At 35.8% G+C, this 13,686-nt stretch carries 12 protein-coding genes, 1 pseudogene and 2 other annotated features (1 of these 15 running past the window's edge); of the genes and pseudogenes, 4 read left to right on the forward strand and 9 right to left on the reverse strand.

Annotated features, from left to right (window positions below; all coding sequences use genetic code 11):
* Positions 1 to 13: 13 nt before the first annotated feature.
* Both rarD and AC4BB5_RS13325 read right to left on the reverse strand, forming a co-directional pair.
* On the reverse strand, positions 14 to 910 hold the full coding sequence (gene rarD, locus AC4BB5_RS13320; RefSeq protein ID WP_490456604.1) for an EamA family transporter RarD: 897 nt from the start codon (positions 908 to 910) through the stop codon (positions 14 to 16).
* Between the two features lie 133 nt (positions 911 to 1,043).
* The gene (locus AC4BB5_RS13325; protein ID WP_490456605.1) at positions 1,044 to 2,009 is read right to left on the reverse strand and encodes a ribose-phosphate diphosphokinase; all 966 of its coding nucleotides are present in this window, start codon (positions 2,007 to 2,009) and stop codon (positions 1,044 to 1,046) included.
* 243 nt (positions 2,010 to 2,252) lie between these two features.
* Between AC4BB5_RS13325 and AC4BB5_RS13330 the strand changes: the two genes are divergently transcribed.
* The 4 genes from AC4BB5_RS13330 (at position 2,253) to efaA (ending at position 6,125) form a co-directional block, all read left to right on the forward strand.
* Positions 2,253 to 3,449 carry a serine hydrolase domain-containing protein gene (locus AC4BB5_RS13330; protein WP_490456606.1) on the forward strand — a complete coding sequence of 399 codons (1,197 nt, stop codon included), beginning with the start codon at positions 2,253 to 2,255 and terminating at the stop codon, positions 3,447 to 3,449.
* 140 nt (positions 3,450 to 3,589) lie between these two features.
* Entirely contained in the window at positions 3,590 to 4,345 is a 756-nt protein-coding gene (locus AC4BB5_RS13335; protein WP_490456607.1) for a metal ABC transporter ATP-binding protein, read from the forward strand.
* A complete protein-coding gene (locus AC4BB5_RS13340) occupies positions 4,342 to 5,199 on the forward strand; it encodes a metal ABC transporter permease (RefSeq protein WP_490456608.1) in 858 nt (285 codons plus the stop codon). Before AC4BB5_RS13335 ends, AC4BB5_RS13340 begins: the two co-directional genes overlap by 4 nt.
* Positions 5,196 to 6,125 (forward strand): Mn/Fe ABC transporter substrate-binding lipoprotein EfaA, encoded by a 930-nt coding sequence (efaA, locus tag AC4BB5_RS13345; RefSeq protein WP_490456609.1) that lies wholly within the window; start codon positions 5,196 to 5,198, stop codon positions 6,123 to 6,125. Before AC4BB5_RS13340 ends, efaA begins: the two co-directional genes overlap by 4 nt.
* Before the next feature lie 52 nt (positions 6,126 to 6,177).
* On the opposite strand, the pseudogene AC4BB5_RS13350 reads toward efaA, so the two are convergent.
* The 7 genes and pseudogenes from AC4BB5_RS13350 to AC4BB5_RS13380 form a co-directional block, all read right to left on the reverse strand.
* Positions 6,178 to 6,297: pseudogene (locus AC4BB5_RS13350) on the reverse strand (DUF3788 family protein); the annotation flags it as partial.
* 7 nt (positions 6,298 to 6,304) lie between these two features.
* A complete protein-coding gene (locus AC4BB5_RS13355; RefSeq protein ID WP_490456610.1) occupies positions 6,305 to 7,843 on the reverse strand; it encodes an ABC-F family ATP-binding cassette domain-containing protein in 1,539 nt (512 codons plus the stop codon).
* 649 nt (positions 7,844 to 8,492) lie between these two features.
* On the reverse strand, positions 8,493 to 9,689 hold the full coding sequence (locus AC4BB5_RS13360) for an amidohydrolase (protein WP_490456611.1): 1,197 nt from the start codon (positions 9,687 to 9,689) through the stop codon (positions 8,493 to 8,495).
* A 15-nt stretch (positions 9,690 to 9,704) separates the two neighbouring features.
* A complete protein-coding gene (locus tag AC4BB5_RS13365; RefSeq protein WP_490456612.1) occupies positions 9,705 to 10,538 on the reverse strand; it encodes a MetQ/NlpA family ABC transporter substrate-binding protein in 834 nt (277 codons plus the stop codon).
* Positions 10,539 to 10,564: 26 nt separating this feature from the next.
* Complete coding sequence (locus tag AC4BB5_RS13370) at positions 10,565 to 11,245, reverse strand: methionine ABC transporter permease (RefSeq protein WP_490456613.1); 681 nt, start codon at positions 11,243 to 11,245, stop codon at positions 10,565 to 10,567.
* Between the two features lie 16 nt (positions 11,246 to 11,261).
* Complete coding sequence (locus tag AC4BB5_RS13375; protein ID WP_490456614.1) at positions 11,262 to 12,332, reverse strand: methionine ABC transporter ATP-binding protein; 1,071 nt, start codon at positions 12,330 to 12,332, stop codon at positions 11,262 to 11,264.
* Positions 12,329 to 13,177 (reverse strand): MetQ/NlpA family ABC transporter substrate-binding protein, encoded by an 849-nt coding sequence (locus AC4BB5_RS13380; RefSeq protein WP_490456615.1) that lies wholly within the window; start codon positions 13,175 to 13,177, stop codon positions 12,329 to 12,331. Before AC4BB5_RS13380 ends, AC4BB5_RS13375 begins: the two co-directional genes overlap by 4 nt.
* Positions 13,178 to 13,245: 68 nt before the next feature.
* Positions 13,246 to 13,497 (reverse strand) — a binding site (T-box leader).
* A gap of 89 nt (positions 13,498 to 13,586) precedes the next feature.
* Positions 13,587 to 13,686 (reverse strand) — a binding site (T-box leader) (it continues 136 nt past the right edge of the window).

Consider the following 13,686-nt stretch of genomic DNA (forward strand, 5'->3'; position numbering starts at 1 on the left):
ATTCTTTTATTGATTATTTGGCAAAGCGTTTTTCCTTCCGATACGTATAGATATTGCCATACGTAAAAACCGCTATGCCCGCCCAAATAAAACCAAATGCGATAAATTGATCTGCTGAATAAGGCTCATGATATAAAAATAATGCAGATATCAGCATTAATGTTGGCCCTACATATTGAATAAATCCTAAAATAATATAGGAAATTAGTTTTGCTGCTTGCGCAAAAAGCAGTAACGGAATTGCTGTAACGATACCTGCCCCCATCAGCAATAAATTAGTGGATAACTCATAGTTCATAAACCCTTGATGTGAAAAGAAGAGTAAATAAATCAAAGCCACTGGCAAAATAACAAACGTTTCAATTGTTAAACCAGTATATGAGCTTACCGATACACCCTTTTTGATCAAACCATAGAAACTAAACGTCACAGCCATAATCAGTGGTGCCAAAGGAATAGCACCTGTTTGAATCGTTAATAAAATGACCCCGAGCAAAGCTAATCCACATGCAATCATTCCTGAACGACTTAATTTCTCTTTCAAAACCAAGGTTGCTAGCAACACATTCACTAACGGATTCATATAATACCCCAGACTAGCTTGCGTTACATGACCTTGACTGACTGTATAAATAAAAGTAAACCAATTTACTGAAATCAAAATCGCCGCACAAATAATGGCAAATAATTTTTTCTTATCTTGGATGACAGTTTTGACCTCCGTCAGAAATAATGACCATCTTTTAGTAACTAAAATATAAACGATCATAAATAAAAAAGACCAAACAATGCGATAACACAATATATCCAATGGATCAACGGTAGGTAACAACTTCCAATAAATTGGAATGATCCCCCAAAATACATATGCAATAAATCCTAATAAAACACCTTTTTTCTGTTCTTTCACTCGTATAGCCCCTCTCTATTACTTGTACTATTACCATTTTTCAGGAATACTTTTAAATGACCAAATAAATACTAAAAAGAAGTCCAGTCTAAAGCAGTAGCTGAACTTCTTTCTTGATTTAAACAGATTATTATTATTTTTCTTCTAAACGAAATAGCGGACTCATTGGTGTGTTTTCATGAATCCGTTTCACAGCTTCACCCATCAGCTCAGCACAAGAAACAATATTTAAAGCGACTGGTTTACGGTCTTCAGAAATAAAAACTGAATCAGTCACACAAATCTGTTCGATCGGCGATGCATCTAAGGTTTCTTTAGCTCCTTTTGAAAGTAATCCATGAGAAGCACAAGCATAGATACATTTTGCGCCATTTTCTTTTAAAATCTCAGCTGCTGTCGCCATCGTACCACCGGAATTTAAAATATCATCTACTAAAATACAGGTCTTACCTTCAACCTCACCAATAACATAACCAGAGCGTACACCATCAACTTCATCTTGATCGACGATTGCTAATGTTGCATCTAAGTACTCAGATAAGCTTCTCGCACGCTGAACACCACTATTTTTAGGAGAAACCACAACGATATCTTCTCCTATTAATTGCTGTTTACGATAATTATGGGCAAATAAAGGCATCGTGAATAGGTTATCTACTGGAATATCAAAGAATCCTTGGACTTGGACCGTATGTAGATCTAATGTCAAGACACGAGTTGCTCCAGCTTCTTCTAGTAAATTAGCAACTAATTTTGCGGTGATCGGCTCTCTTGGCTTTGCAGTCCGATCTTGTCTAGCATACCCGTAATAAGGTAATACCACATTAATTGTCTTAGCACTTGCTCGTTTTAATGCATCAATCATAATCAACAATTCCATCAAGTTGTCATTGACAGGAAGATTGGTTGACTGAACAAGAAAAACATGGTCCCCACGAATACTCTCTTCAATATTGATTTGAATCTCTCCATCACTAAATTGGCGCACCGTACTTTTTCCAAGTTCGGTTCCGACAACTTCAGCAATCTTCTCTGCTAAAGGCCGATTGGCATTCAAACTAAAGATTCGTAATGTTTTATCCTGGTATTTTTGGGTCATGATTTCCTCCGTGATCTAGATATTTTTCTATTCTTATAATTAAAAGCTTCAATTTCTATTTTACCATTGATTCCATAAAAAATCATGGATCTTTTTCTTTCTTGTGACAAAAATATGAAAATCAATCGACTTTTAATCGAATTAAATTTGTGCTTACAAAAATGTTCGTTAAAACCTATACGATCATCTTGCGTTTATATATTGTACAGGTAAAATAAATAATAATCGGAGGTGGTTAGAGCCATGCACTACAAGAAACATCATAAAAAAAGAAGCCCTTATACACCCATACTAATTATTTTGCTCTTGATCGCTCTGGTAGGAGTGGAACTTTATCTTTTGTTTTTTCAGAATCAAACTGAACCTGTTTCTCAAACTAGTTCAAGTGAAATCATAACAGAGACAACGCAACCCTCTACATCCCGTACGCCAAATGAACAACAACCTAAAAATTTTGATAAAGCAGTCCAGCCGACTTCTGATTTTGCCAATCAAATAAATCAACAGCTAGAAGATAAACAATTTATCGGTACAGCTCTCGTTGTTCACAATGGACAGATTATTTTGCAGAAAGGTTTCGGCTACGCCAATTTTTCGGAAAGTCAGCCCAATACTTACGAATCTACCTTCCAAATTGGCTCAATTCAAAAAGCCTTTACTGCTTCTCTTGTTTTACAGCAAATACAAGCTCAAAAACTCTCATTAGATGACACTTTGGACCGTTTCTATCCAACTATTCAAGATAGTCAAAAAATCACGATTCGGCAGTTACTTTCGATGACTTCTGGATTATATCAAAAAATAAAACCCACGATCATGATGTCTGAAGATGCTTTTCTTCAATTTTCAATTTCTAATGCAGCGATGGGCGTCTACGGAAAATACAAATATGAAGCAGTTAATTACTCTATTTTAGTCGGTATTCTAGAACAATTAACAGGATCTTCTTACCGAACTCTATTTACTCAAACATTTATTCAAGGACTTAAATTATCTCATACTTGTTTTTATAATGACTTTATTAAATCAAGCAATCGGACCTATGCTTACGAAAAAGTCGATGGTAGAAATTTTGGCACTGAAATACGTGATGATACTTTAACTTTTGATCAAGAAGTGGGTACTGGAAATGTTAGTATGACTGCTGGAGACCTTTACTTATTTTATTCAAGTTTATTCGAAGGAAAAATAGTAGATCAACAAATAATCGACGAACTTTTGACACCTGAAACTGAGACAAAATATATAGGCGGTCTTTACAATTTCCCTAATTATATTAAAGGCCATGGAACCGAAGGAGGCTTTGAATCAAATGCAATGGTTTCAAAAGATCGACAAGATGCAGTGATTCTCTTATCTAATCAATATCCTAGAGATAAAACACATTCCGAATTAGCAAGTTCCATTTTCAATTTACTTGGTCCTTATCAAAGCAAATAATATTGTATAAAAAGCTAAAAGACAGAAATGATCTTTTAGCTTTTTCTTTTCATTTTTAGGCTACCCTAAAAAATGGATTGATTTTAATTTAAGTTTATCTTATACTGATTTTAAGGCAAACCTAAAAAGGAGGTTTTTTTATGTCTATAAATAATAATAATCTTACAATCGAGCATTTAACGGTTAGTTATCAAGGTCAGAAGGCCTTAATCGATATTTCTTTACAAATTCCGGCTGGAAAAATTACAGGAATTATTGGTCCAAACGGTGCGGGAAAATCAACCTTTCTAAAAGGGATGTTGGGATTGCTTAAAACAGATTCCAGAACAGTATTATTAGGCGATCAGCTTCTTGATACCCAAAAGAAACGGATAGCTTATGTAGAACAACGCAGTGCTTTGGATCTTTCTTTTCCAATCAATGTTTTGGAGGTCGTTCTTTTAGGAACATATCCAAAACTAGGATTGATGAAACGTCCTACAAAACAAGAAAAAGAACAAGCTTTAGCAGCCCTTAAAACAGTGCAGTTAGAAGAATTTGCTAAGCGTCAGATTGGTGCGTTGTCTGGCGGACAGTTGCAGCGGGTATTCATTGCCAGAGTTCTTGCTCAAGAAGCAGATATTATTGTCTTGGATGAACCTTTCGTCGGAATTGATATGACAAGTGAGAAAGTCATTATGGATATTCTAAAACAATTAAAAGAAGCTGGAAAAACCATTGTGATCGTTCATCACGATCTTCATAAGGTCGCTCATTATTTTGACGATGTCATTATTTTAAAGAAAAAACTGGTTGCGTGCGGACCTGTTTCAACAACTTTTACTAACAAAAATATCCAATTAGCCTACGGTGAAACAATGGGCGATATTATTATCAAAGGAGTGGCTGATGCATGATTGCAAATTTTATTGATGGTTTGGTTCGATACCAATTTTTACAAAACGCTTTGATCACGTCAATCATCGTTGGATTGGTCTCAGGAATCATTGGGTCATTTATCGTGTTACGAGGAATGTCTTTGATGGGTGATGCCATTTCTCACGCTGTCTTACCTGGGGTTGCAGCATCGTATATGTTTGGTGTCAATTATATTTTTGGTGCTTCGATTTTTGGTATTTTAGCTGCTCTATTGATCGGGTTTATCACTCAAAAAAGTCAGCTAAAAAATGATACAGCAATCGGTGTTGTCTTCAGTTCGTTTTTTGCTTTAGGAATTATTATGATTTCGTTTGCAAAAAGCTCGACCGACCTTTATCATATCCTCTTTGGAAATGTTTTAGCTGTTCGAGATTCGGATATTCTAATTACTGCGGTCGTCGGAATCATCGTGTTGATTTTTGTCGGATTATTCTATAAAGAACTGCAAATCACTTCTTTTGATCCTACAATGGCACAAGCTTATGGTTTGAACGTTCAATTTTTCCATTACGCTTTGATGTTTTTATTAACATTAGTAGCTGTTTCATCTTTACAAACAGTTGGTACAATTTTAGTGATTGCTATGTTGATCACACCTGCTGCTACTGCTTACTTACTAACAAATCACTTGCCTACAATGATTGCTTTAGCTTCTATTTTTGGGATACTAAGTTCGATCATAGGCTTATTCTTTAGTTATTCATATAACTTAGCATCAGGGGCTACGATCGTTTTAACAGCGGCAGCATTTTTCGTTATTGCCTTTCTATTTTCACCCCAAAAGGGACTATTTTTTGTTAATAAACAGAAAACGGAGGAATTTACATTATGAGAAAAAAAATACTTTTTATCGCAGCATTAGCTAGCCTGTTTTTACTAGCAGCTTGTCAACCTAAGTCTTCAGATAAATCAAGCAATGAAAAACTTAACGTTGTTGCAACCAACTCGATCCTTGCTGACATGGTCGATAATGTAGGAAAAGATTTAGTCAATTTACACAGTATCGTTCCCGTTGGTACAGATCCACATGAATATGAACCACTACCAGAAGATGTTGCGAAAGCTTCTGAAGCCGATGTTCTATTTTTCAATGGATTAAACTTAGAAACAGGTGGTAATGGCTGGTTCAATAAGCTGATGGAAACAGCTAAGAAAAAAGAAAATCAAGATTTTTTCTCAGTCAGCAAAAAAGTTGAACCGATGTACCTAACTAGTGCTGGACAAGAGAACGAACAAGATCCCCACGCGTGGTTAGATATTCAAAATGGGATTGCTTATGTCGAATCGATTAGAGATACATTAAGTGAAAAAGACCCTAAAAATAAAGAAACTTACGAAAAAAATGCTAATGAGTACATTGAAAAGCTCGCTGCTTTAGACACAGAAGCCAAAGAAAAATTTGCAGATATTCCAGAAAATAAAAAGTTACTAGTCACAAGTGAAGGTGCGTTTAAATACTTCTCTAAAGCTTATGGATTGACTGCTGCCTACATTTGGGAAATCAACACAGAAAGTCAAGGAACACCTGATCAAATGAAACAAATCATCGATAAAATTCACAAAACAAAAGTCCCTTCTCTCTTTGTTGAAACAAGTGTAGATAAACGAAGTATGGAACGCGTTTCAAAAGAAACAGATTTGCCGATTTACAGCACAATTTTTACTGATTCTATTGCAAAAAAAGGTGAAGATGGTGACAGTTATTATGCCATGATGAAATGGAATTTGGACAAAATCCATGATGGATTAATGAAATAAACAAAAGTGAGTGGGACATAACTCTTCGAGTCATATCCCACTCACATGGAAACCGAATAAACGGTGGGATCAGAAGCAATCCCTTCGGAAATAAGCTGAAATTCACAAAAATTTAAAGAGCAATTTTCGTGAATTCCTTCTTATTTCTCGGGATTAAACACTCCTGTCCCATCCTCTTTTTATCTAATCATTTCTTCAATATTGATCACACGATCTGTGATATCATTATAAAATTCTTCCTCATGAGACACGATTACGATCGTACCTTGAAATTGTTGAATCGCTTGACGTAAGCTTTCTTTGGCAGCTACATCAATATGATTCGTTGGTTCATCTAAGAAAATAATATTACTAGAATCCATCGTTAACTTACATAGTTTAACTTTTGTTTGTTCTCCTCCACTCAGTAAACGTAATTGTTGATTCACTAATTTGTCAGGTAATCCACATTTAGCTAAATACGTACGAATTTCTTTCACTGTTTTTTTAGGAAAACAGTCACTTAAATAAGCTAACGGAGTCAAATAGTCATTTTCCCACGTCAAATCTTGTGAAAAATAAGCAATTTTAGTATTCGCTGGATATTGATACTCGCCACTAATCGGTTGAATAATACCCGTTAAGGTTTTGATCAACGTTGATTTACCAATACCATTAAAGCCTTTAATCGCTACTTTTTCCCCGCTATGCACAGATAAATTGATTGGCGCTAATAATGGTTCACTATATCCGATGACTAATTCATCTGTGATCAATGCTAAACTTGCAACAATTGGCTGATAAGGAAATTGAATTTGCGGTTTCATCAAACTTCCTGGAGGTGCCATTCGCTCTACTCGGTCTAATTGCTTTTGACGACTTTTCGCCATAGTCGCACGGTTTCCTGCCTTGTATTTACGAATATAGGCTTCGGCTTTTTCTATTTTCGCTTGTTGGGCGTGGTATTGTTTTAAATAACTTTCTTTGTTTTGTTCTTTTTGAGCAAATGATTTTTCTACATTTCCCGTATATCTAGTCAACTTGCCAAATTCAATATCGCAAATGCAATTTGTTACAGCATTTAGAAAATGGTAATCATGGGAAACTAGAATAAACGTTCCGTTAAAATTGTTTAAATAATTGATCAACCACTGGATGTGGGTATCATCTAAATAATTCGTCGGCTCATCCAACAGTAAAACATCAGGTTCTTCTAAAAGTAACTTCGCCAAAATGACTTTAGAACGCTGCCCACCACTTAATTTGTTCATTGGGCGATCTAATCCGATTGCTTCAATTCCAAGTCCATTAGCAAGGTCATTGATGATTGTATCGATTTGATAAAAATCACTTTCATCTAGCTGTGTTTGCAAGTTTCCTGCTCGTTCCAATAATTTAGCTTCACCAGTTTCACCATATTCTGTGTATAGCTCATTTATCTTCTCTTCGATTTCATATAGCGGCTTATATGCCTGATGTAAAAATTCATTGATCGTACTATTTCCAATCACCTCGACGTATTGATCCAAGTAACCGATTTTCGTGTTATTTTGCCAAGTAATGCTACCATCATCTGCCAAAATTTCACCAGTTAAAATCTTGACCAAGGTAGATTTTCCCACGCCATTTTGCCCAGTTAATCCCATATGGTCTCCTTTATTGACACGAAGAGATGCATCTTCATACAGAATTTTTTCACCAAAACGTTGGGTTAGATGTTCGATTGTTAATAAACTCATGTCTTTCTTCCTCTTTTCGATTCTTGCAAAGATTTCTTTAAATCACTTTGCTCTTCATTAATTGTAAATTGTAGTAACCATCTGTTTTTATCTACTCAAAATTAAAGTTGCTTTGTACAACGCTTTCGTACGTTTAGCCTAAAGGTCATTTGTTGTTTTTTCAGACAAAAAAACAAGCGATCAAATAGATTCTCCTATCTTATCCCTTGCCAATATCAACAAAGGACAACGCACGAAACACGTTGTCCTTTGATCAGCGCTATAAAAATCAAGGTCATCGTCAAACTCAACACTAAATAAGACTACCGTTTAGCCTCAAAAATTCAGTATTTATTTTGACGATGAAGCGTTCATTTTATTAGGCTCCACAACAATGCTTCATCACATTCATATGTTGGGAGCTGCTTCTTTTCACAAATTTATCTGAAAGAAAAAACATTCTTAATCACCTTTCTTTACAAAAATAGTTTAACATAATTGTTTTGAAAAGCAAGAATATTGATGAGCAATGCTTTTCTCCTTTGTACGATAAATTGAATTATTATGCTCATATCTCTAGTCGATTCTTTTAATAATGCTAGTCTTATATAATGAAAAAGCATACGTATTGAAGCCTTGCACGCCTCAATGCTTATGCTTTTTCATATTACTATTCAAATGAATTTAGATAAGTTAGTGCATAGCGCACATGAAATTCCGTTGCCAACGCTAATCCAGCTTCATCAATATCAAATTTTTCATGATGATGACCATACTGAGTGTCAGGATTATCTATATTTCTAGTACCCACTCTTCCATAAACACCAGGTGCTTTAAGTAAAAAGTCAGCAAAATCATCAGCACCTAAACTCTTAGTCTGGTTGGTTACGACATTTTCACTTCCAACAATTTCAGCCGCTACTTTTTGAGCTAATTCAGTTGCTGTGTCATCATTTATCAGTGGACCTGCCGCATCATGAATATGGAAAGACGAAATTTTTGTTCGATGTGCTTCAGCAATTTGATTCGCTATTTCTTCTACACGTTTTAACACAAATGCTCGTGTTTCATGGCTGAACGCTCGAACTGTTCCTTCAATTCTTGCTTGATTAGCGACAATATTATATCTGGTTCCAGCATCGAGTACACCGATACCCACGACAACAGGATCTAAAGGACTGACTTCTCTTGCAGCAATCTTCTGTAACTCAACAACGATACTAGCTGCAGATAACACAGCATCTCGTCCAACATTTGGTTGTGCCACATGGCTACTTAGTCCTTCAACCTCAATTTTAAAAATATCACAAGATGCATTAGTCGCACCTTTAGTCGCTACTAATTTTCCTACTGGAACGCTAGAATCTAAATGAATCCCGAAAACTTGATCAATATTTTCTACAAAACCACCCTCAACAAATTGGCAAGCACCCGCTCCGATTTCTTCTGCTGGCTGAAAGGCTAATTTGATGGTTCCAGCAAAATCGTCTTCATGATTTTTTAAAATTTTTGCAGCGCCTAATAAAGCTGCTGCATGGCCGTCATGCCCACATGCATGATTTAGTCCAGGATTTTTAGATTGGTATTCTTTTCCTGTGGCATCTGCTAATTCTAACGCATCGATATCGGCTCTTAGAATGATTGTTTTACCCGTTTTTTTACCATTTATCGTTGCTAAAACACCTGTGTCTCCTACTTGTTCAAAAGGTATATCCAACTTATTTAGCTCTTCTTTGATTCGTTTGATCGTTTCAAACTCTTTCAAACTCGCTTCTGGATATTGATGGAAATGTCTTCTAAGTGCGATCACTTCCTCTGCGTTTAGCTGTATTTCTTCTTGAATCGACTGTTTTGTCAATGTGGTCATCTGCTCGTCCTCCTTTTATTTTCTGCCAAATGTTTCCCAAGCTGGAATACTAGAACCTTTTGATGTTTCTTCAATAACTTTTTTGGTTGCTTCTTGTTGGTATGTGTCTACTACTTTATTGTATGTTTTATTGTCTTCGTCTTCTTTACGCGCAACGATGATATTCACATAAGGCTTAGACGTTTCATCCACAGGCTCTAAAAAAATGGCATCTTTTGCTGGAACAAAACCAGCATCAACGGCCATTCCACTATTGATTACAGAAGCATCAATATCTTGAAGCGCTCTAGCTGTTTGTGAAGCATCTAATTCTGTAATTTTTAAGTTTAATTTATTTTCAGTAATATCACTTACAGTAGGTGTTTGCTTCTTAGCAGGATCAACTTTGATCAATCCAGCACTTTGTAACAATAGTAATGCACGTCCGCCATTTGTCGCATCATTTGGAATCGCGATCTCAGCACCTTCCTTTAATTCTTTAACGTCTTTGATTTTTGAAGAATATATTCCTAGTGGTGCACTAACTGTATTCCCAATAGATACTAGGTTCGTTTTATGTTCTGCATTATAGTTATCTAAGAAAATTTGATGCTGGAAGGAATTCAAATCGATTTCTTTTTCAGCTAAAGCTGCATTTGGTTGCGTGTAATCTGAAAACTCAACAAGTTGAAGGTCAATTCCGTCATCTTTAAGACGTTCTTTTACGGATTCTAATACTTCATTGTTGGCCCCAACAACACCTAATTTTATGACATCATTCTTTTCACTTTTAGCACTTCCTGCTGAGCATCCTGCTAATACAAAACCGATTGTTAATGCTAATCCGATAATTTTAATTGTTTTTTTCATGTAATTTTCCTCTTTTCGTTTATTTTTTAATGTGATGTTCTTTTGATTAATGTGTTACTAATAAACTGGCTAGCAAAAACCAATACCAAAATGATCAGCGTTGCAACAACTGTCACATCTGTTTGAAATCGATTATATCCTCTAGTGATTGCTAGATTCCCTAGCCCGCCAGCTCCAATCGCGCCAGCCATTGCCGTTAACCCTATCAGGTTTATGATCGTAACCGATGAAACTCGAATAATACTTGGTAAACCTTCCACTAAATACACTCTAAAAATAATTCCCAAAGGGCTAGTTCCCATTGATTCTGCCGCTTCTATCACCCCTGGATCAACTTCTAATAAGGCATTTTCAATCTGACGGGCAAAAAATGGAATCACCCCTATCACCAGCGGCACTAACGCAGCCGTTGTTCCAATCGTTGTTCCTGTTAAAAAACGAGTGATTGGCTGAATCAATGCCAGCATGATGATAAAGGGAATGGATCTACAGACGTTAATAATTTTTTCTAAAATATTATATAGAACACTATTCTTTAAAATTCCTTCTGGACCTGTCGCAACTAGAACAACGCCAAGTAACGTCCCTAAAATACCAGCGATAATCGCCGTCCAAAAGACCATATATAGTGTTTCAACCGTACTATCGATAAACTCTTGTTTTAGTAACAAAACATTGGGAAAATATTGTTGTAAAAATGACTGCATTTTGCTCACTCCTTTTTTAGATAACATGTAATGGGATAACACTTTGTTTTGGTTCACTTTTTTTCAAAACTTTGATTTTTACACCTTGTTTTTGCAGAAAATTCAACGCTCTATCTCGCTGAGTTTCTTCTCCCGAAAGAATGACGATCAAATTGCCAATCGGTACCTGCTGTAAAATCTCTACATTTCCATATAAAATATTCGTCACTACATGATATTTACTGTAAAGCTGGGCAATCAGCGGTTCACTTGTTTGTTCTCCTACATAAGAAAATTCTACCAACACTTCATTTCCACTCAAATCAGTCAAACTAGGATGTTGAATAATTGTTTCCAATGCTTGATCGATATGTGTTGCGGTTCGGATAAAGTCCTTCGTCAAGGCTTCTTGTGGTTGACTGAAAATCGATACAATATCATTTTCTTCAATCACCTGTCCATCTTCCATCACCGCAACTTTGTTACAAATTTCTTTAACTACTTGCATCTCATGCGTGATCAAAACAATCGTTAAGCCTAATTCTTTATTTAATTTCTTTAATAGCTCTAAAATCTGAATTGTTGTTTTAGGATCTAAGGCACTAGTTGCTTCATCACACAATAATATTTCTGGGTCATTCGCTAATGCTCTGGCAATCGCTACTCGTTGTTTCTGCCCTCCAGATAATTGGCTAGGATAAGCCTCTTTCTTGTCTGAAAGTCCTACTAGTTCAAGTAGTCGCTCGATTTTTTCTTTCCGTTGCTCTTTTGACAACCCAGAATACTTTAAAGAAAAATCAACATTGGCAAAAATCGTTCGTTCCTTCATTAAATTAAAATGTTGAAAGATCATTCCGATTTTTTTACGCTGTGCTCTTAATTCTTTCGGCGAAAAGCCAAGAATATTTTGATTATTGATCAGAACTTCCCCTGTTGTTGGTCGTTGCAGTAAATTGATCACTCGAACTAAAGTACTTTTTCCAGCTCCTGAATAACCCACAATCCCAAAGACATCTTCTTTTTCAATCGTTAAGGAAACATTTTTTACTGCATCGATCTGTTGTTTCTTCTGATAAAAGGTGACGTCTATATTTTTTAATTCAATCATTTTTCTTCCTCCTGTAATTCTTTTGGTATAAACCAGTAGTTTCCTTGGTTATGTTCTTTTAGATATTTTTTGAACGTATCGGAATGATAGGCTTTGATCACAGCTTTTGCCCAATCATTCTCTGAATTTTTTCCATCAACCGTTGCGACTAATTCGTAATCTTTTAACACATCTTCTGAAAGTAAACTGTCTTTTGGATCAAGTTTAGCGCTGTAAACGATACTTCCTGGAATCACTGCAAAATCTAAGTCTGCTAAACTTCTAGGAATTTGAGCGGATGACATTTGGATGAGTTCTAGATTTTTTGAATTACTCACGATATCTTCTTTTGTCGCTTTTACTGGGTCAATCTCTTCTTTTAACTTGATCCAACCAGCTTTTTGTAAAAGATTGAAGGCTCTTGCGGTATTTGAGGCATCATCAGGTATACCGATTTTATCTCCATCTTGCACTTCTTTTAGCGCACTTCTTTTTCCAGAAAACAGCCCTGCTGGCACAGTTGGAATTGGTGTGATACCAACTAAGTGAGTTCCTTTATTTTCATTAAAATTGTTTAGATAAGCTGTATGTTGGTCAACATTTAAATCAATTGCTCCTTCTGATAGCGCCACATCAGCTTGGATCAGCTCTGTAAATTCCGTTTGTTCTATTTGATAGCCTTCATTTTCTAATATAGGTTTGACTGCTTCTAAAAATAATTCACTATATGGCCCAGGGGATGTACCAACTCTAATGGTTTTTGTTTCTTTTTCTTTGTTTGATACGTCCTTTTCAGTATTCCCACATGCTGCAATTCCAACAATTCCAGTTACTATCAATGCAATACTCAATAACTTTTTCTTCATGTTATCGTCCCTCCATTATGGTTATTTATAAAAAGAAAAAAGCGTCCTCAAATGTATAAAATTATACATTTGAGGACGCTTTTGCGTGCTACCACCTCTATTCGATACCTATTCACATAGATATCCTCATCAAGTACGGCGATCAATGATCGATTATACTCTAGTACTATAACGGGTACATCCGTCGCTGTCTTATGAATAATTCACTCGAAGCGCTGCTCAATGGCCATTTTCAAGATTTCGTTTATCGCTTGTTTTCAGCTACCCAAGCTCTCTGTTAGATATCGGTTCATCTGTACTTTCCATCTCATTGCTTTGTTTATTTAGTTGTTTGAAAAATCAAATACACTTTACTCATTATTTTTAAATTCATGAGAATATAAAAATAGCCCTCTACTAGCCTATGCTAATAAAGGGCGAATAATCGCGGTACCACCTTTGTTTTAAAGTAATTCATGATTACTTTTCTTAAACCAAGTCTTATAACTTGTCGCTTTGATAACGGGGGC

The sequence above is a fragment of the Enterococcus sp. AMC1252 genome (genome assembly GCF_058216515.1).

Bases quoted from the DNA above. Each gene is read 5' to 3' on its own strand.
- AC4BB5_RS13335 (WP_490456607.1), top strand. From the start codon at position 3,590: ATGTCTATAAATAATAATAATCTTACAATCGAGCATTTAACGGTTAGT.
- AC4BB5_RS13370 (WP_490456613.1), bottom strand. From the start codon at position 11,245: ATGCAGTCATTTTTACAACAATATTTTCCCAATGTTTTGTTACTAAAA.
- AC4BB5_RS13330 (WP_490456606.1), top strand. From the start codon at position 2,253: ATGCACTACAAGAAACATCATAAAAAAAGAAGCCCTTATACACCCATA.
- AC4BB5_RS13325 (WP_490456605.1), bottom strand. From the start codon at position 2,009: ATGACCCAAAAATACCAGGATAAAACATTACGAATCTTTAGTTTGAAT.
- efaA (WP_490456609.1), top strand. From the start codon at position 5,196: ATGAGAAAAAAAATACTTTTTATCGCAGCATTAGCTAGCCTGTTTTTA.
- AC4BB5_RS13380 (WP_490456615.1), bottom strand. From the start codon at position 13,177: ATGAAGAAAAAGTTATTGAGTATTGCATTGATAGTAACTGGAATTGTT.
- AC4BB5_RS13375 (WP_490456614.1), bottom strand. From the start codon at position 12,332: ATGATTGAATTAAAAAATATAGACGTCACCTTTTATCAGAAGAAACAA.
- AC4BB5_RS13360 (WP_490456611.1), bottom strand. From the start codon at position 9,689: ATGACCACATTGACAAAACAGTCGATTCAAGAAGAAATACAGCTAAAC.
- AC4BB5_RS13355 (WP_490456610.1), bottom strand. From the start codon at position 7,843: ATGAGTTTATTAACAATCGAACATCTAACCCAACGTTTTGGTGAAAAA.
- AC4BB5_RS13365 (WP_490456612.1), bottom strand. From the start codon at position 10,538: ATGAAAAAAACAATTAAAATTATCGGATTAGCATTAACAATCGGTTTT.
- AC4BB5_RS13340 (WP_490456608.1), top strand. From the start codon at position 4,342: ATGATTGCAAATTTTATTGATGGTTTGGTTCGATACCAATTTTTACAA.